The organism is Lentzea albida, assembly GCF_900111005.1.
Taxonomy (GTDB): Bacteria; Actinomycetota; Actinomycetes; order Mycobacteriales; family Pseudonocardiaceae; genus Lentzea; species Lentzea albida.
The window spans coordinates 646733-665579 of sequence record NZ_FOFV01000002.1; the positions used below are offsets into that span (position 1 = coordinate 646733).

Below are 18847 nucleotides of genomic sequence, written 5' to 3' on the forward strand. Positions count from 1 at the left end.
GTGCGGCCTGCCTGCGTCGCCGGGGAACGAGTCCCACCAGCGGTCCACCGCCCCCGGCTACGCCGTGTGAGTTACCCCGAGTAACACCTCCGGCCCAGGAGCGACCTCCGATCAGGGGGTAGTGACGCATGACGAAGAGGGCCAGGGACAGGTTCGTCGGCATCGGCGTCGGCTCCTACGAGCTGGTGCAGCCGCTGCAGCACGCCGTGAGCGACGTGCGGGAGCTGCGCGCCCTGCTCAAGGGCTACGACGGCGAGCCCCTGGCCGACCCGGCCGAGGCCGATGTCCGCGCGCACATGAAGGCGCTGCGCCAGAACCCGCAGGACGGCGGCGCGCTGGTCGCGTTGTGGAGCGGCCACGCCATCCCCGTCGCGGGCAACCTCAGGCTCCTGGCCAGGGACAACGACGGCGCGGTCGACGGCATCATGCTGCACGAGTTCGCGCTGTGGTGTGCCGCGTCGGGTGCGCACCAGGTGCTCATCATCGTGGACGCCTGCTACTCGGGCGCCCAGCTCGACGAGGCGGTCCGCACCGTCGCGGCCGTCCAGGAGGAGTTGCTGGCGGGGCAGGTGCACTGGGCGGGTGTGCTGGTGTCGTGTTCGAGCGTCGAGACGGCTCGTGACGGGCTGTTCGGCGGGAAGTTGCGCAAGCTGCTGCGTGCTGGTCCCACGGCCGTTGAGGACGCACGGCGGTGGAGCGATCGCATCGCCCTCGTCGACGGTGGGGCGGTCGGTACGGCGCTGTTGAACGCGTGGGACAGCGACGTTCAACGGCCGCGCTTCATGCAGTACGGGTCCGCGCAGCCGATGCTGCCGAACCCCCTCTATGCCGCGAACACGGTCGTGAAGCACCTTCTGCTCGCGGCACGGGGTGGTGACTCCGCGGACAACCGGTCGTGGTTCACCGGACGGACCGCTCAGGTCGACGAGGTCGTGGGCTGGGTGCGGTCCGGGGTGGCCGGGCTGCGGGTGGTGACCGGGTCGCCGGGCACCGGCAAGTCCGCGGTGGTCGGGCGGGTCGTGAGCCTGTCCAACCCGGTCGAGCGCGACCTGCTGCTGACCGCCGGGCCGTCGTTCCGGCACGCCGACCCCGGTCCGGGCTCGGTCGACGCGGCCGTGCACGCCCGCGCGATGGACGCCGACCGCGTCGCCGACCTGCTCAGCCGGCAGCTCGTCGGCGCGGGCCTGGTCCCCGCGCCCGAGGGGCCCCGGCGGGGTGCGGCCGAGCTGGTAGGCGTGGTCAGCGCCCTCGACGAACCCCCGGTGGTGGTGGTCGACGGCCTCGACGAGGCGCGCGGCGAGTCGTTCTCGATCGCCACCTCGCTGCTGACCAAGCTCGCGGCCCACGCCGTCGTGATCGTGTCGACCCGGCAGGCGCACCGGGTCGCGGGCGGTGCTCCCCTGCTGACCGAGCTGTCGCCGGTCGAGGTGCTCGACCTCGACGACGCCGACAGCGAGCCCGACGTCCGCGAGTACGTCCTGGCGCGCCTGGGGCCGGGCGCCAAGCCGTCCACTGCGGATGAACTGGCGAAGCTGCCGTTCCTGACCGCGTGGATGATCACCGACCAGGTCCTGGCGGACGGCGGGGCCGACCTCAAGCTGTCGTTGGACGCGGCGTTCGATCGCGAGCTCGCGAAGGTGCCCTCGGCGCGTGCGTTGCTGACGGCACTGACGTGGAGCTACGGCGCGGGATTCCCCGAAGAGGAGTGGCGCGCTGTCGCCGAGGCGTTGTTCGGTGAGACGTTCAGCCGTGAGGACATCACGGCCGTGCTAACCGAACTGGGCCGTCACATCGTGCAGGACGGTGAGGAAGGCACGGCGGTCTTCAAGCTCACGCACCAGACGTTCGCGGACCACCTGCGGCCGCCGTTCGCACCGAGCCGGGACGAGGTCTTCGCGCCGGGCGCGGAGAAGGTGGCGTGCGCGCTCATCGAGTTGTACCGGCAGCGCATGGAGGCGGGCGTGCCGCCGAACGTGCCCGGCTACCTGTGGAAGTACGCGTGGCGGCATTGCGGCCATGCGGGCACACGGGCGTTGGACGGGTTGCGCGCTCTAGCGGTGATGAACCGGATGTTGTTGCCGGACATCGCACTCGCGGCCACGACGGCGGCGAACGAGCTGATGCACTGGGGTCGTGGTGACGAGGCCATCGCACCGCTCGAGGAGGCCGCCGAGCACTTCCGCGCGCTGGTGCCGAAGTTGCGCATGTACCTGGCGGACCTGGCGTTCGTGCTGAACAAGCTGGGCCGGCGGTTCCGCGACGCCGGACGCCTGCAGCAGGCCGTGGCGCCAGCGGAAGAGGCCGCCTTGCGCTACCGCGAGCTCGTGGCGTCGACTCCGACGACGGCGGAAAGCCTCACGCACAAACGGCTCGCGCAACGCATCGCGAAGACGTCGACGCACGGCGGTGACAACCCGACGTACGCGTCGCACCTCAGTGGCGCGTTGGTGGACCTGAGCGAGGTCTACGCGATGTTGGGCCGCAGGCAGGAGGCGCTGTCCACGGCTCGTGACGCCGTTGCGGCCGTCGACACCGATGCACCGCTTGCGCGCGCGATGACGTGCCTTGCCGCGCGGTGCAGCGATTCCGGCCTGCGCTACGAGGCCATGCAACGGTCCAAGCAGGCCGTCGAGCTCTATTACGCGCTGGCGCAGACGAACCCGGTGTTCCTCGCGGACCTGGTCAGCGCCCTGGTCGAGCTGAGTCGCGACTACCTGGCGCTGAGCAGGCTGTCCGACGCCGCGAGCACCACACAGCAGGCCGCGGACATCAGCGGCACGCTCGGCCGGCACGCCGCGTTCCGCCCGCAGCTCGCGGACGCGGCGCTGAGCCTGAGCGTCGCGTACAGCATGGTCCACCGCACGGAGGCCGCCCTCAACGCCGCGAGGCAGGCCGCCGACCTCGCCGACGGGCTGCCCGTGCACGGCCAGGCGCTGCACAACCTGATGCGCCGCCAGCGCGACGCCGACAAGCCCCGCGAGGCCCTCGCGACCGGTCTGCGGGCCGTCGAGGTCTCCCTGCTGCCGGAGAACGCGGACCGGCTGTCGACGCTGGCGGCGGCGTTGTTCACGCTCGACACGATCTGCGCGGGGCTGGAGCAGCCCGAGATCGTCGAGGAGACCTGGGAGAGGGTGACCGCGCGGTTCAACGGCCCCCAGCTCGCCACGTTGCTGATGCTGCGGGCGGCGGCCACGAAGGCCGGGGATCCGGCGGCGGCGAGGTGGCTGTGCCAGGCGCTCACCCACGTCGGCCAGTCGCGGCAGGCGATCCACGACGTGCACGACATCGCGCGCCGCCACTACGACTCCGGCCCGTGGCCGTGGGACACCACTCCGGACTGGCTGTCGGTCGACCGGGTGTTGCTGCGGACCGCGCGCACCTGGGTGTTCGCGCGGTCGTACGCGGAGGAGCGCGACATCCTGGTGCGGCACCCGGAGCTGCTGTCGACGGACGCGGACGTGGCCGTGTCGGAGGCGTTGTACGGCACGAGCCTGATCGAGGCGCAGGTCATCCAGTCGCGCCGGACCACCGCCCAGCAACAGGGCGTCGCGCTCGCGTACCGGCCGTGGCTGCTCGCGAGTCTCGCGGACGAGTTCGTGGACGCCACGCCCGCACGCCGTCGCGAACTGCTCGCCACCCGGCGCGACGAGTTGCTGGACAAGGAAGTCCTCAAGAACGTGCGCGACAACAGGCCGGTGCACGCGTTGCTGCTGCTGGCGGACGAGGACGCCGACGTGCTCGACCTCGTGCTCGACGCCGTGGAAGACCCTTCGCGCACAACGGAGATCCTGCGCGGGCTCGCCAATGGCGCGTCACCACAAGCACTTACGCAGGCCGTGACGGCGTTGGAGCCGCACGCGCTGACGGCGTTGTACAAGGCGGTCGCGCGCGCTCGAGCCGGTGACGAACGTCTGGCGTTGCCTTCGGCGGGCCAGCGCATGGCGTGGATCCACGAGCTCACCTACCTGGTGCCCGCGAACTTCGCGTTGCTGTCCCTCATCCGCAAGCTGGCCGAGGAGTCCTAGATGACTGATCTCGTGGTGGTCCTGCCCGGCATCCTCGGCAGCACGCTGCGCAACGCGGACGGCATGGTCTGGGAGGTGTCCGGCAGGGCCGCGTTGCGCGCGGTGCTGACGCTGGGGCGGAGCCTGAAGCGGTTGAAGCTCCCGGACGGCATCGGCGACGAGCACCCGCAGGACGGCGTCGAGCCCGTCGCGCTGATGTCGGACCTGCACGTCGTCCCGGGCATCTGGACGCCGTTGAAGGGCTACGACCGGGTCACGCGCCGGATGAACTCCCTGGGCTACACCGTGGAGAAGGGCAACCTGATGCTCTTCGCCTACGACTGGCGGCTGTCGAACCGCTACAACGGCGCGTTGCTGGCCCGGCGGGTGGACGAGGCACTGGACCGGATCGGGCCGGACGCCAAGGTCAGCTTCGTGTGCCACTCGATGGGCGGGCTGGTCGCGCGGTGGTGCGTCGAGCAGTGCGGGATGGCCGAGCGGACCGACAGGCTGATCACCATGGGCACGCCCTACCGCGGGGCCACCGCCGCGCTGGACCAGCTGGTCAACGGCGTGCGCAAGGGGCTCGGGCCGCTGGCGGTCGACCTGACGGAGTTCGCGCGGTCGATGCCGTCGCTGCACCAGTTGCTGCCCGAGTTCGCGTGCATCGAGTCACCCGGCGGGCTCCTCAAGACCACGGAGGTGTCGTTGCCCGAACTCGACACGAAGATGGTCACGGACGCGATGGCGTTCCACAGCGCGTTGACCGACTCGTTCGCCGACCAGACGTACGCGATCCTCGGCGGTAAGCAGCCCACGGCCACCACGGCGCGCATCTCTGACGGCAAAGTCACCTGCTATCGGACATATGAAGGCGAAGAGCTGTACGGCGATGCGACCGTACCGATGGTCGGTGCCGCACGGCGTGGGCTCGCGTTGTCGTCGAACACGCTGCACCGCGTGACGGAGCAGCACACGTCGTTGCAGGACAACGCCGCCGTGTTGGACGCCGTCGAGTCGTTCCTGACCGCGAAGGCCATCGTGCCGCGCAACGTGACGGTGACCGAGCCCCAGGTCGTCGTGCCCGACCTCGTGCTCACCGGGGAGGACCTGGAGGTCACCGTCGAGCTGAAGGACACGGCTCCGCGGGCGGTGAAGGTGGCGGTGGTCGACGAGAACGGCAAACAGGTCGAATCGCGCAGTCCGGCGATTTCCGAGAAGATGGCCGTGAGATTCGGAGAATTGGCCCCCGGCGCTTACTACGTGCAGGTCAGCGGCATTTCGGTAGGCGCTCCGGTGGTCCCGGTGACCAGCGCGGTGCTCGTCGCGGATTGCCCCCCGGTCTGACCGGGAGGACGATTCACCTCTGGCACGGAGGAGGCACGATGACCACGATCAAGCCAACGCCCGTGGTGCCCCATCCCGGGGCCGCGCGCGCCCGGCCGAAGGGCTCGTACTTCCTGTCGTTGTTCAAGACGACGGATCCCAAGCAGATCGGGATCATGTACCTCACGACGTCGTTCGTGTTCTTCTTGATCGGCGGCGTGATGGCGCTGCTGATGCGCGGCGAGCTGGCACGGCCGGGGCTGCAGTTCCTGTCGAACGAGCAGTACAACCAGTTGTTCACCATGCACGGCACGATCATGCTGCTGCTGTACGCGACGCCCATCCTGTTCGGCTTCGCGAACTTCGTCCTGCCCCTGCAGATCGGTTCGCCGGACGTCGCGTTCCCGCGCCTGAACGCCTTCTCGTACTGGCTGTACCTGTTCGGCGGCATCATCGTGGTCGCCGGGTTCCTCACGCCGGGCGGCGCGGCGGACTTCGGCTGGTTCGCCTACACGCCGCTGTCGTCGGCGGTGCACTCGCCGGGTGTCGGCGCGGACTTGTGGATCATGGGCCTGGCGGTGTCCGGCCTCGGCACGATCCTCGGCGCGGTCAACATGACGACGACCGTCGTGTGCCTGCGGGCGCCGGGCATGACGATGTTCCGGATGCCGATCTTCACCTGGAACATCCTGGTGACGTCCGTGCTGATCCTGCTGGCGTTCCCGATCCTCACGGCCGCGTTGATGGGCCTGGCTGCGGACCGGCACCTCGGGGCGCACGTGTTCGACCCGGCCAACGGCGGCGTGATCCTGTGGCAGCACCTGTTCTGGTTCTTCGGCCACCCCGAGGTCTACATCGTGGCGTTGCCGTTCTTCGGGATCGTGACGGAGATCTTCCCCGTTTTCAGCCGCAAACCGTTGTTCGGCTACAAGGGGTTGGTGTTCGCCACTCTCGCGATCGCCATGCTGTCCGTGGCCGTGTGGGCGCACCACATGTACGCGACGGGCGCGGTGCTGCTGCCGTTCTTCGCGCTGATGACGTTCCTCATCGCGGTGCCGACGGGCATCAAGTTCTTCAACTGGATCGGCACGATGTGGAAGGGGCAGCTCACGTTCGAGACGCCGATGCTGTTCTCGATCGGCTTCCTCGTGACGTTCCTCTTCGGCGGCCTGACGGGCATCCTGCTCGCCTCGCCGGCGCTCGACTTCCACGTGTCCGACACCTACTTCGTGGTGGCGCACTTCCACTACGTGCTGTTCGGCACGATCGTGTTCGCCACCTACGCCGGCATCTACTTCTGGTTCCCGAAGATGACCGGCCGGATGCTCAACGAGCCACTGGGCAAGTTGCACTTCTGGACGACGTTCTTCGGGTTCCACGGCACGTTCCTGGTGCAGCACTGGCTGGGCAACGAGGGCATGCCGCGCCGCTACGCCGACTACCTGCCGTCGGACGGCTTCACGTTCCTCAACACGTTCTCGACGATCGGCTCGTTCCTGCTCGGCGCGTCCGTGCTCCCGTTCGTGTGGAACGTCTTCCGGTCCTACCGCTACGGCGACCCGGCCCCGCACGACGACCCGTGGGGCTACGGCAACTCCCTGGAGTGGGCGACGACGTCACCGCCGCCGCGGCACAACTTCAAGGAGCTGCCGCGCATCCGCTCGGAGCGGCCGGCGTTCGAGCTGCACTACCCGCACATGGTCGAGCGGATGCGGGACGAGGCGCACTTCTCGCTGACCCATCCCGGCAAGCACCGGGCGGGCAAGGACGAGGTCACCGAGAAGGCGCTCGCGTCGACGCACCGCGACGGGACCGACGAGGACTGAGAACCGGCGTGGCGGGCCGTCCGCGAGGCGACGGCCCGCTCGGCGCCAACGACTTCGCTCAGCGGCGGCCGGGCAGCAGACCACCCTCCACGACGGCCTTGCTCAGCGGCGCGGCCAGTTCGACGAACCGCTGCTTCTCCTGGTCGCTCAGGACGTCGTAGGCCGGCGCGGCCATGCGGTCCGTGTCGTCCTCGATGCCGTTGCGCAGCTCACGGCCCTTGTCGGTGAGGAGCTGGTCCTCGCCGACGAGCCCGCGGTGCTGCAGGTCCTCGACCGTGGCGTCCCACTGCTCTCGCGACCACGCACGGGTCTTGCGCAACGCGTCGGCCGGGTAGTCGCCCGTTGCGACGTGCAGCACCAACGCCTCGATGCCGGAGATGTTGTGCCTCAGCAGGGCCGCGAGGTGGCCGTCGCCGCGGAACTCGCGCAGCAGCGTCTGGGCGTGGAACAGCTGCAGCAGCGTGTCGTCCGGCCACGGCAGGCTCGCGTGCGCGGCGAACAGCGTGCGGCCCTGCGGCATGTCCTTGGACCGCTCGGCCGCTCGCTTCGCGAGCTCGGTGATCTCCTTGAGGTCGTCGGGCAGCACCTTGCGGAGGGCCTCGTCCGCCGCCTCCCAGCGCAGCTCCAGCATGCGCTGCGGCGTGACCTTCTCCCACGCCTGCGGGATGCGCGCACGCACGATCTCGGGGTTGAAGTTGTAGAACGTCGCGATCACGACCTCGGCCCCGACCGCGCCCATCGCCGCGGCGCGGGACGCGAAGTACCCACCTGGCCGGTCGAGCCCGACGCTCGCGTACCGGGAGTCCGCCTCGGGGGCGAAGTAGATCATTCCGTGCACGGCCTCGAGCGAGCGGAAGAGAGTCCTGATCATGCCTACAACCTAGAACGTCGCGGCTCGTAAGTCAGGCGCCGAAATTGTCAGACCCCTCTGCCACGCTTCTCGACGTGGACCCGAACACCTTCTGGAAGCTCATCGCCGCGGCCCGGGCGAGCGTCCCCGACCCGTCCGACGGCCACGCCGTCGCCGCCGCGGCCACCACGTTGCTGGCCGAGCGCCCGCCCGCCGAGATCGTCGCGGCCCAGCAGACCCTGTGGGAGCTGCTGACCGCCTCGTACCGGAACCCGCTGTGGGCGGCGGCGTACATCCTCAACGGCGGCTGCTCGGACGACGGCTTCGACTACTTCCGCGGCTGGCTCGTGACCCAGGGCGAGGAGGTCTACACGGCCGCCCTGGCCGATCCCGACTCGCTGGCGTCCTTACCGGCGGTGGTGGCGGCCGCCGACTCCGGCGACGAGTTCGAGTGCGAGGACGCCCTGTCCATCGCCTGGAACGCGCACATCAAGGCGACGGGCATGCAGTTGCCGCAGGACGCGTTCCGGATCCGCTACCCGGAGCTCGACCCGGACTGGGACTTCGACTTCGACGACAGCGCCGAACTCGCGGCCCGCCTGCCCAGGCTGGCCGCGCTCCACGACCTCTGAGGTCCTGCCGAGGTCACCGCCTGCGGCGCCGCGACCTCAGGTAGTCGCTCACCACAGCGGCCCCGAGTCCTTCCTCGTCCGCCGAGACGACCCGGCCACCACCCCGCCGGGCCACGATGTCGACGAACGCGGCCAGCCGGGGGTCGTCGCCCAGCTTGAACACCGAGATCGTCGCCCCGAGCCGGGCCAGCCCGTCCACCTCGTTCAACGTCTTGGTCAACGTCCGCGGCAGCGGCGGGTAGTTGAACTCCGCATCCCCGTCGGGCTCCAGGTGCGCCGTCGGCTCGCCGTCGGTCACCACCAGCACCACGGGCTGCGCGTCGGGATGCCGCCGCACGTGCCGGCCGGCGAGCAGCAACGCGTGGTGCAGGTTGGTCCCCTGCTCCCACACCCCTTCCAACGCCGTCAGCTGACCGATGTCCACGGCCTCGGCATAACGCCCGAACGTCACCAACTGCAGCGCGTCCGTGCGGAACCGGGTGCGCACGAGGTGGTGCAGCGCCAGGGCCGTGCGCTTCATCGGCACCCAACGCCCGTCCTGCACCATCGACCAGGAGGTGTCCACGCACAACGCCACAGCGGCACGCGTCCGGTGTTCGGTCTCGGACACCTCGAGGTCGACCACGTCCAGGGACATCGAGCCCGAGCGCAGCACGGAGTTGCGCAGGGTGCGCGGCACGTCCCAGGGCTCGGTGTCGCCGAACTGCCACGGCCGCGTCGAGCCGATCAGCTCTCCGGCGGCGCCGGCGGACGACGTCTCGCGCGAGCCCTGCGCCGAGCGGAGCTGGTCGACGACACCGCGCAGCGCCGTCTCTCCCAGGCGGCGCAACGCCTTGGGCGTCAGCCGCAGCGAGCCGTCGGGGGCGCGTTCCACGATGTTCTGCGACCGCAGCGCCTTCTCGAGCTCGGCCAGCCGGCGGGCGTCGACCGAGGCCGACTCGCCCAGCTGGCGTTCGAGCGCCTCCAGGTCGATGTCCTCCAGGCGGGCGCCCGGATACGACTGGGAGAGCTGCTCGGCCAGGGCGTCGAGCTCGGCGAGGTCCGCCATCGCCTGCGCGCCCTCGCCGAGGCCGAGCGGGTCCTGGCCGCGGAAGCGCGCGGACGACGTCCAGTCCTCGCCGGGACGCAGCCGTTGCAGCAACGAGTCCAGAGCGGACAGCTGTGAGCCGATGCCGCCGAAGGCCTGCTGCGACAGCGCGGAGAGCTCGGCGCGCTGGGCGTCGGTCATCGAGTTCATCATGCGTTGCGCCGCGGCCGATCGGGCGGCGAGCGCGTCGATGAGCTCGTCGACGTTGCGGGGCTTCTCGGGGAAGAAGTCGCCGTGCCTGCGCATGAAGTCGTCGAACATGCGCGGCGTGTCCGGGGAGCCGGAGGCGTGTGCTTCCAGCAACGTGTTCAGGTCCCGCAGCATCCGCTGGATGCGTTCGACGTCGCGGGAGTCCACGTTGGACAGCGCGTCCTTCATGCCCTGGAAGCGCTGGTCCAGCAGCTCACGGCCGAGCAGGTCGCGGATCTGCTGGAACGCCTCGCGGGCCTCCTCGGAACGCCAGTCGTAGTTCGACAGCTCCTGCACGGCCGCGGCGGTGCCCTGCGGGAGGGCGTCGAGCTGGGCCTCGCGGAAGCGCGCGTCGTCGGACGGGTCCGGGAACAACGCGCGGCGCTCGGCCTCCAGCGCCCTGTCGAGCAGCTGCCGGACCTCGGTCAGCGTGCCGTCCAGGCGGTGCCGGCGCTGGATCGACGCGCGGCGCTGCCACAGGCGTGAGGTCAGGTCGTCGAGGCCGCGGGTGCCGTCGACGCCGCGGCGCAGCAGTTCGCGCAGGGCGGACTGCGGTGAGGCGCCCTCCATGATCTCGCGGCCGAGCTCGTCCACGGCCGCGCGGAGGTCCACCGGGGGCGCCAGCGGGTCGGCGCCGCCGCCCCAGCGTCCGTAGCGGTATCTCATCCGTACACCGATCGGTCGTCGTCGGAGGAGTTGTCCTTCGACAGGTGGCGGGTCAGGTAGAGCGACTCCAGGGCCAGTTCCACGGCGGAGGCGATGCGGCCGACGGGGTCCTTCGGGCCCGCGCCCAGCCGGGCCGCGACCTCGTGCAGGATCGGGAGCTCCGGCAACGCCGCCAGCAGGTCGCCCGCGTGCACCCGGTCGCCGGTCGCCACGGGGTGGCCGTCGGAGACGACCTCGGCGAGCGCGCGGAGGTTCAGCCCGGCCAGGCGCGCGCGTGCCGTGTCGGCGATCGAGCGGCGCAGCAGGTGGACCAGCACCTCCTCCTCGCGGCCCTCCTCCCCCGCCTCGAACTCGAGCTTGCCGCGCAGCACGTCCGGCACCGACTCGAGGTCGACCGGGCGGGCGATGGCCGGGCTCTCGCCGATCAGCGCGGACCGGCGCAGGGCCGACGCCGCGACGGTCTCCGCCGCCGCGATCGCGAAGCGCGCCGACACGCCGGAGCGCTGGTCGATCGACGACGACTCGCGCAGGTGGCGCACGAACCGGGCGATGATCTCCAGCAGGTGGTCGCCCACCTCGGCGACGAGCTCGGCCTCCTGGCGGACCATGTCGACCTCGGCGTCGACCTCCAGCGGGTAGTGCGTGCGGACCTCGGCGCCGAAGCGGTCCTTGAGCGGCGTGATGATGCGGCCGCGGTTCGTGTAGTCCTCGGGGTTCGCGGTCGCCACGAGCAGCACGTCGAGAGGCAGCCGCAGCGTGTAGCCGCGGACCTGGATGTCGCGCTCCTCCATGACGTTGAGCAGCGACACCTGGATGCGTTCGGCCAGGTCGGGGAGCTCGTTGATGGCGATGATGCCGCGGTGTGCGCGCGGGAGCATGCCGTAGTGGATCGTCTCGGGGTCGCCGAGCGACCGGCCCTCGGCGACCTTCACCGGGTCGACGTCGCCGACCAGGTCGCCGACGGACGTGTCGGGGGTCGCGAGCTTCTCGGCGTAGCGCTCATCGCGGTGCCGCCACACCACCGGCAGGTCGTCACCGAGTTCGGCGGCACGGCGCCTCGACTCGGGCGTGATCGGGTCGAGCGGGTGTTCGCCCAGCTCGGAGCCCTCGATCACGGGCGTCCACTCGTCGAGCAACGAGATCAGCGTGCGCAGCAGGCGGGTCTTGCCCTGCCCTCTCTCCCCGAGCAGGACGACGTCGTGGCCCGCCAGCAGCGCGCGTTCGAGCTGCGGGAGCACCGTGCGGTCGAAACCGACGATGCCGGGCCACGGGTTGCGTCCTTCGCGCAGGGCCGCGAGGAGGTTCTCCCTGATCTCGGTCTTGACGCCGCGCGGCAGGTGCCCGGCGGCGCGCAGTTCGCCCGCCGTGCGGGCCAGGTTCTGGGTCACCCCGACGACGCTACGCACCGAATCCGGACCCGTCGATGTGGAGCAACTCCAGGCGCGGGCGGAACGCGTGCGCCAGAATGCGGGGCGACATGAGTGACAGCGTTGATTTCAGATGGGCCCCCTCCCCCGCCGACTGGCGTGCCAGCCTGCGCGCGATGGTGCCGATGTTCCGATGGGCGCCGTGGTTCGCGCTCGCGTTCGCGGCGATCTCGCTCGTGCAGCTGTTCGTCCTGGGCGGACCGGTCTTCGTGGGGATCTTCGGGCTGGTGTGCGCGCTGGTCATCGGCCTGATGGAGCCGGTAGCGGTGTGGTGGCGGTTCTCGTCCGACGAGATGATCAGCCGGACGGTGGTCGGCAGCGCCGACGCCCAGTCGTTCCGGATGGCCGTGGGCGCCGCGGTGCGCGAGGAGATCGTCTGGCAGGAGCTGCCGGGCTGGACCGAGACGCGGCAGGGCTTCGTCCTGGAGACGCTGGACGAGGGCGCGGCGTCGCTGTCCGTGCCGCACCGGGCCTTCGCGTCCGATGAGGACCTGACGTCGTTCCGTTCGCTGCTCGAGAACAACATCGGTCCGGCGAAGTAGGTGTCTCGGATCGGGCACACCGGGTGGGGCTCGCGGGGCCGGGCCACGTAATCTCGTCGGGTGTCCTGTGCAAGTGCCACGCTGGTCGTGTGGACGTCGGGATGGCTGCACGGCCTGGCCGCCGCCGACGACGTCCTCGACGCCCTGCACACGTGGGCCGAGCAGCACGAGGTGGTGGCCGACGACGACGGCACCGCCACGGCGCTCGACCTCCCCGGTCCCGACGAGGCCCCCGTGGGTCCCGCCCTGCTGCTGGCCGCCCTGCGGCGCGCGGGCGCGACCTCGGCGCGGCTGGTCCTGCCCGTGCCGGGCGACGTACGAGGGCTGGGAGGCAAGGGCACCCTCGCGACGTGCGCGCTGCGTTCCGGTGAGGCGCTCGTGGTCCCGTCCGTGCACATCGGGCTCGTGCCGAAGATCGTGGCCGACGGCGTGATGCGCTGGACGGTGTTCGACCTGCCGTCCTCCAACGGCCTGGAGCACATCCCGATCGGCGAGGCCGAGGCCGGGCTGGGCACCGCGCTGCGCGAGGCGACGGCGGCACTGGCCGCGCTGGACGTGGCCAAGCACCGCCCGAACGTGCGCAAGGAGATCGCCGACCTGGCGGCGGAGAACTCCACGCTGCCGTGGCCGGACGCGATGCCGCCCAGGGCGCTGCGCGTGCTGCAGCGGGCCGCCGAGGTCGCCGCGATCGTGTCGGTGGCCAGCGCGGACTCGCCCGGTGGCGCGTTGTCGGCGTCGGCGATGACGGCCCGCACGGAGGCGCTGCGCCCGGTGGCCCAGGCCGTGCGTCGCGCACGGTGCGCGGCGGTCGACGAGGCCGTGCGCGTGCTGGCGGACAGCGGCGCCGGTCGTCACTGACCCAAACGAGTGGTTCTCCCCCGCTGACCCGTCCTGACCGGCCAACTCCCCCAGAACTGTCGGTGCTCCCGCTTAGGGTGCCTGGTGGGGAGGACGCCGGATGGAGGACGTCGACCAGCGCCGGTCGAGCACAGCACCCCGGTACGCGGGCGCCCTCATGCTGGCCGCGGTCGCCGGGCACCTGCTGTCCGAGACGGCCACGGGCGCGCTCACGACGTGGCAGTCGTGGGTGCTCTACGGCCTCGGCGCGGGTCTGCTGGTGCTGTCGGCGTCCGCGATCGAGCGGCTGAACCAGCTGGCCAAGCGCATCCGGTTGCGCTGGGTCGTGTTCACGGCGGTGCTCGCCGCCGCCGCGGTGCTGGTGGCGTTCGCGGGCCCGCCGCTCGTCGCGTACGGGCGGGTGCTGGTCCTCGGCTGTCCCCAGCCGACGGAGGTGCGGGTGCTGACGTCGCAGGACGCCGAGCCCGCGATCAGCGAGGTGGCGCGGAGGTTCGAGCTGCACACGGCGGCGGAGAACCACGGGTGCCGCACGGCGCGGCTGTACGTGTTCTCGGCGCCGGGCGACCAGGGCGCGATCGCGTTGCGGTCCTCGTGGTCGGCGAAGGAGCTGCGGGAGATCGGGCCGCACCCGGACGTGTGGCTGCCCGACTCGATCGCGGAGGCGAACGAGGTGGTGCGCCGCACGAGAGGCGTCGGTTCGGCGGTGCGCGTCGAACCGGGCGAGTCGGTCGCGTTCTCCCCCGTCGTGCTCGGCGTGCCCCCGCGGATCGCGAAGGACGTCGTCTCGAGCACCCCGGAGACCTGGGGTGAGCTGCTGACGAAGGTCGGCCGCACCGGCACCCCGATCGGCAGGCCGAACCCGCTGCTGACGGCGGCCGGCGGGCTCGCCACGGCGGCGTTGTACGAGACGCTCGACCCCGCCGTCGTGGAGCGCGGCGTCGAGGAGGCCGACCGGCCGCGGCCCGGCGCGGCGATGATCACGACCGAGCAGGTGGTGCTGCGGCACAACAAGACCGCCTGCGCGCAGAAGCCGTGCCTCACCGCTCTGTACCCATCGGACACCTACCGAGCCGACTACCCGCTGAACCTCGTCGAGTGGGAGGCCCAGGACGTGCGCAACCACGCCGCCCGCGAGCCCGCGAAGGCGTTCCGGGCGTGGCTCGGCACGCAGGAGGGCCGGGCGGCGCTCAACGCCACCGGGCTGCGTCCGGCCGGGCAGGCCGCGGGAGCGGAGTTCCGCGAGGAGTTCGGGGTGCGGGCGGGTCTCGCGCTCGACCGCGAGGAGGCGGCACCGGACGACGCGGCGCAGGCCGAGTTCGAGAAGAACTACGAGCAGGCCAAGAGGGACGGCCGCGTCTGGCTCACCCTCGACGCGTCCGGGTCGATGGCCGAGCTGTCGCCGACCGGGGAGACGCGGTTCGCCGTCGCGGTCAACGGCGTCGGCAAGGCCCTCACGCAGATGGGTCCCGAGGACACGTACGGCCTGTCGGTGTTCCGCGACACCGAGGTCCGGCAGCTCGTCCCCCTCGGCCGGCGGGACAAGGAGGCCGCGGCCGCCGCGCTGAGCACCGTCACGCCGGCCGGGGGCACGCCGCTGCACCAGGCCGTCCTCGACAGCCTCGACCGGGTCGGCGCCGGCGACGCGGACCACGTCAGCGCGGTGATCGCGCTGACCGACGGCGAGGACACGACGAGCCCGCAGACCCGGCAGGACGTCGTGGACGCGGTGCGACGCAAGGGGGTCCGCGTGTTCGTGATCGCCGTCGGCGACGCGAGCTGCGCGACGCACGCGCTGACCACGATCACGGACGCGTCGGGCGGCGAGTGCCGCGACTCGACGACGGACACGCTCGGGGACGACCTGGCGGAACTGTTCCGCCGGGTGTGGGGAGGTTCCGGATGAGGTGGCTGCGGCGCACCTGGGCGGCCCTGCCCAGACTCGGCCCGCCGGGTGTCGTGTGGGCGAACCGCTCGTGGCTCGCGATGGGCGTGGCCGTCGGGATCGTGCTGACGATCCTGTTCACGAACGGCGTGCAGCCCCTCTTCCGCGAGTCGACCGAGTGGGAGAAGGGCAAGCTCGTCGTGCTCAGCGGCCGCGACCAGAGCGACGGCGGCCAGCGGCGCGCGTTGATCAACCAGTGGAACGCCGAGCACCCGGACCAGCCGGCCGAGATCGTCGAACTGCCGGACGAGGCGGACGGCCAGCGCAGCGAGATGGTCGCGCGGGCCCGGGAGAAGGCCGACAACGTCGACGTCTTCAACCTCGACGTCACCTGGACCGCCGAGTTCGCCCAGTCCGGCCACCTGCGCCCGTTGTCCGGTGTGGACACGAGCGGCTTCCTGCGCCGCCCGCTGGAGAGCTGCCGCTACCAGGGCGTGCTGTGGGCGCTGCCGTTCAACACGGACGCGGGCCTGCTGTTCTACCGCAAGGACCTGGTGCAGGAGGACCCGCTCGACCTGGACGACATCACCACCACCGCCACCCGAGCGCTGCGGGCCGGGCAGGACGCCCGCCTCGCCGCCGGCTACGCGGGCCAGTTCGCCGACTACGAGGGCCTCACCGTCAACGCCCTGGAACTGATCTGGGCGGAGAAGGGCGACGTGGTCGACGAGAGCGGCAAGGTCGTGATCGACTCCGAACGGACCCGCCGCGCCCTGCGCTGGCTCGCCGACGGCCTCAAGGGCGACAAACCCGTGGTGCTGCCCGAGTCCCGCTCCCAGACCGAACCGCTCACCACCCAGGCGTTCCGCGACGGCAAGATCGCCTACATGCGCAACTGGCCGGTCGCCCACCGCGTCCTGCAGGGCAACCAGGGCGAGTCGGCGGGCCGTCCCCGCATCGACTTCGGCGTCACCGGGCTGACCGGCCCGAGCGTCCTCGGCGGCCAGAACCTCGCGATCTCCGCGAAGTCCACCAAACCGCGCGCCGCCCAGGCCCTCATCGAGTTCCTGACCGGCCCGCGCAGCCAGCAGCTCCTCTTCGAACGAGGCGGTCTCGCCGCCACCCGCGGCATCGTCTACCAGGACAGCCGGGTCGCCACCGAACACCCGTACTCCAGCACCCTGCTGGACGCGATCGAGGACGCCCGGCTGCGCCCGGTCACCCCGTACTACTCGCGTTTCAGCGACGAGTTCCGCACGATCATCCGGTACGCGCTCGACCACGACGGCGCTTTACCGGACAACGCCGAGGAGTCGCTCACCAACGCACTTCAGGGCCGTTGATCCGGGCGCAGCACGAAGTCGTGGGTGAGCGCGCGAACGCGCCGCGGTGGTCCTGACGGCACCGGCGGGAATCGCCCCTCCAGCGCGCTGTCGCGCTCACCCTGCGAACCGCAGACCGCCGAGCGGACCGTCCGCGGCCAGCCCAGGGGTCTGCGCCGGGAATGACCACGCGGAACTCGTAGCGGCTCTCGCGCCTGGCCGACCGGCCGGAGAAGCGCGGGCCCCCTGCCGAGAACCAGGTCTCGCGCACGGGCTGGACCTGGTCGTCGACGGCCTCTCGCCGGACGACCTGCGGGCGTTGCGCCGGATCTCCGACACGGTGCTCGCCCGCATCGACCGCCGGTGACTCAGGTGCGGGCGGGCCTCTTGGCCGGCTCGCAGCACAACGGCGCACAGGGCGCACCGTTCACCGTGCAGCCCGCCGACGTGAACGACGACAGCTTGCGCACGGGCGCGCCGGAAGTGTGCTCGGCGACCAGTTCGGTCACGAGTTCGGCGAACCGCGGGTCGCCGTTCGGGGTGGCCGCACGGGCGAACTCCATGCCCAGCTCGGCGGCACGCTCGCGGGCCTCGGTGTCGAGGTCCCACACCACCTCGAGGTGGTCGGACACGAACCCGATCGGGCAGATGACCACACCGGTGACACCCTTGGCGTGCAAGGCGTCGATGTGGTCGACGACGTCCGGTTCCAGCCACGGGATCTGCGGCGGGCCGGACCGCGACTGCCACACCACGTCGTACTCGGTCACCCCGAGGTCGGCGGCCACGAGACGCGAGGCCTCGACGACCTGGCGCGAGTAGCGGTAGCCGCCCTCCGACGGCGGACCGGCGGCCTTGTCGGCGGACACCGGCACCGAGTGCGCGGTGAACACGATCCGGTACGGGCCGTTCAGGGACGCCGCCGCCGTGCGGACCGCGTCGGCGAAGGAGGAGATGAAGAGCGGGTGGTCGAAGAACTGGCGCAGCTTCACCAGTTCGGGGCCACCGGGCACGGCCTGCAGGGCCCGCACGATGTCCTCGTCGTACTGGCGGCAGGCGGAGTAGCCGCCGTACGCGCTCGTCGGGAACACCAGCGCGCGCTGCACGCCGTCCGCCTTCATCTGGGCGACGGTGTCCTCGACCATCGGGTGCCAGTTGCGGTTGCCGAAGTAGATCGGCAGTTCGAAACCACGGGCCTTGACGGCCTCGATGGCTTCCAGGTTCAGGCGGTTGATCGGCGACACGCCGCCGAAGTGCTGGTAGTGGGCCTCGACCTCGTCCAGCCGCTCCGGCGGCACGCCGCGTCCGCGCACCACGTTCTCCAGGAAGGGACGGACGTCCTCAGGACCTTCTGGGCCGCCGAACGACAGCCAGAGCAGCGCATCGAAACTCACCACTCCATCCAATCAGACGCCCGATCGCCTCACATGACGAACGCGTGTGACCTCAGAGACCCAGGAAGTGCACGCCGCCGTCGACGAACACCATCGAGCCGGTGGTGGCCGGGAACCAGTCGGACAGCAGGCCGCACACGGACTTCGCGACCGGCGTCGGGTCGTCGACGTCCCACGACAGCGGCGCCTTCTCGCCCCACATCTTCTCCAGCTCGCCGAAGCCCGGGATGGACTTCGCGGCCATGGTGCGCACCGGGCCGGCGGAGATGAGGTTCACGCGGATGCCGTCCGGGCCGAGGTCGCGCGCCATGTAGCGGTTGATCGACTCGAACGCCGCCTTCGCCGCGCCCATCCAGTTGTAGGCGGGCCACGCCTGGCGGGCGTCGAAGTCGAGGCCGACGACCGACGAGCCGTGCGACAGCAACGGGCGGACGGCCTGCACGAGCGCCTTGTACGAGTACGCCGAGACGTGCATCGCCACGGAGACGTCCTCCCACGGCGCGTCCATGAACGGCGCGCCGAGGCAGCTCTGCGGGGCGAAGCCGATGGCGTGCACGACGCCGTCGAGGCCGTCGACGTGCTCACGCACCCGGTCGGCGAGCGTGTCGAGGTGCTCCTGGTTCTGCACGTCGAGCTCCACGACGGGCGCGGGCTTGGGCAGGCGCTGGGCGATGCGCTGCACGAGGCTCATCCGGCCGAACCCGGTCAGCACGACCTCGGCGCCCTGCTCCTGGGCGACGCGTGCGACGTGGAAGGCGATCGACGCGTCGGTGATCACACCGGTGATCAGCAGTCGCTTGCCTTCGAGCAGTCCGGTCACTTGATCCAACCCTTTCGCAGTA

At 71.1% G+C, this 18847-nt stretch carries 13 protein-coding genes; 8 read left to right on the plus strand and 5 right to left on the minus strand.

Features of this window, described 5'->3' with window-relative positions; genetic code table 11:
- Positions 1 to 128 precede the first annotated feature (128 nt).
- From BMY74_RS08420 to ctaD, 3 genes are read left to right on the plus strand one after another with little or no spacing between them, the layout of a single operon-like run.
- Positions 129 to 4025, plus strand: a complete 3897-nt coding sequence (locus BMY74_RS08420) for an ATP-binding protein (RefSeq protein WP_089912143.1) — start codon at positions 129 to 131, stop codon at positions 4023 to 4025.
- Positions 4026 to 5351 (plus strand): lipase/acyltransferase domain-containing protein, encoded by a 1326-nt coding sequence (locus tag BMY74_RS08425; protein WP_089912145.1) that lies wholly within the window; start codon positions 4026 to 4028, stop codon positions 5349 to 5351.
- Positions 5352 to 5389: 38 nt separating this feature from the next.
- On the plus strand, positions 5390 to 7156 hold the full coding sequence (ctaD, locus tag BMY74_RS08430; protein ID WP_089912148.1) for an aa3-type cytochrome oxidase subunit I: 1767 nt from the start codon (positions 5390 to 5392) through the stop codon (positions 7154 to 7156).
- A 58-nt stretch (positions 7157 to 7214) separates the two neighbouring features.
- On the opposite strand, the gene BMY74_RS08435 is transcribed toward ctaD, so the two are convergent.
- Complete coding sequence (locus BMY74_RS08435) at positions 7215 to 8027, minus strand: SCO6745 family protein (RefSeq protein ID WP_089912152.1); 813 nt, start codon at positions 8025 to 8027, stop codon at positions 7215 to 7217.
- A 74-nt stretch (positions 8028 to 8101) separates the two neighbouring features.
- Between BMY74_RS08435 and BMY74_RS08440 the strand changes: the two genes are divergently transcribed.
- The gene (locus tag BMY74_RS08440) at positions 8102 to 8638 is read left to right on the plus strand and encodes a DUF4240 domain-containing protein (RefSeq protein WP_089912155.1); all 537 of its coding nucleotides are present in this window, start codon (positions 8102 to 8104) and stop codon (positions 8636 to 8638) included.
- A 13-nt stretch (positions 8639 to 8651) separates the two neighbouring features.
- Here the strand turns inward: BMY74_RS08440 and BMY74_RS08445 are convergent, their stop codons facing one another.
- Together BMY74_RS08445 and BMY74_RS08450 are read right to left on the minus strand one after the other, a co-directional pair.
- On the minus strand, positions 8652 to 10580 hold the full coding sequence (locus BMY74_RS08445; protein ID WP_089912158.1) for a vWA domain-containing protein: 1929 nt from the start codon (positions 10578 to 10580) through the stop codon (positions 8652 to 8654).
- Positions 10577 to 11968, minus strand: coding sequence for a sigma 54-interacting transcriptional regulator (locus BMY74_RS08450; protein WP_089912161.1), 1392 nt, complete (start codon positions 11966 to 11968; stop codon positions 10577 to 10579). Before BMY74_RS08450 ends, BMY74_RS08445 begins: the two co-directional genes overlap by 4 nt.
- A gap of 155 nt (positions 11969 to 12123) precedes the next feature.
- On the opposite strand from BMY74_RS08450, the gene BMY74_RS08455 reads away from it, so the two are divergent.
- From BMY74_RS08455 to BMY74_RS08470, 4 genes are all read left to right on the plus strand, one after another.
- Positions 12124 to 12549 carry a YcxB family protein gene (locus BMY74_RS08455; protein WP_089912163.1) on the plus strand — a complete coding sequence of 142 codons (426 nt, stop codon included), beginning with the start codon at positions 12124 to 12126 and terminating at the stop codon, positions 12547 to 12549.
- A 60-nt stretch (positions 12550 to 12609) separates the two neighbouring features.
- Positions 12610 to 13407 (plus strand): hypothetical protein, encoded by a 798-nt coding sequence (locus BMY74_RS08460; RefSeq protein ID WP_089912166.1) that lies wholly within the window; start codon positions 12610 to 12612, stop codon positions 13405 to 13407.
- A 100-nt stretch (positions 13408 to 13507) separates the two neighbouring features.
- Positions 13508 to 15310: a vWA domain-containing protein gene (locus BMY74_RS08465; protein ID WP_089912170.1), complete on the plus strand. Its 1803-nt coding sequence runs from the start codon at positions 13508 to 13510 to the stop codon at positions 15308 to 15310.
- On the plus strand, positions 15307 to 16632 hold the full coding sequence (locus BMY74_RS08470) for an extracellular solute-binding protein (RefSeq protein ID WP_089912173.1): 1326 nt from the start codon (positions 15307 to 15309) through the stop codon (positions 16630 to 16632). Before BMY74_RS08465 ends, BMY74_RS08470 begins: the two co-directional genes overlap by 4 nt.
- A 347-nt stretch (positions 16633 to 16979) precedes the next feature.
- Here BMY74_RS08470 and BMY74_RS08475 read toward each other — a convergent pair whose 3' ends face one another.
- Both BMY74_RS08475 and fabI read right to left on the minus strand, forming a co-directional pair.
- A complete protein-coding gene (locus BMY74_RS08475) occupies positions 16980 to 18005 on the minus strand; it encodes a ferrochelatase (RefSeq protein WP_089912683.1) in 1026 nt (341 codons plus the stop codon).
- 52 nt (positions 18006 to 18057) lie between these two features.
- On the minus strand, positions 18058 to 18825 hold the full coding sequence (gene fabI / locus BMY74_RS08480; RefSeq protein WP_089912176.1) for an enoyl-ACP reductase FabI: 768 nt from the start codon (positions 18823 to 18825) through the stop codon (positions 18058 to 18060).
- Positions 18826 to 18847: the final 22 nt, after the last annotated feature.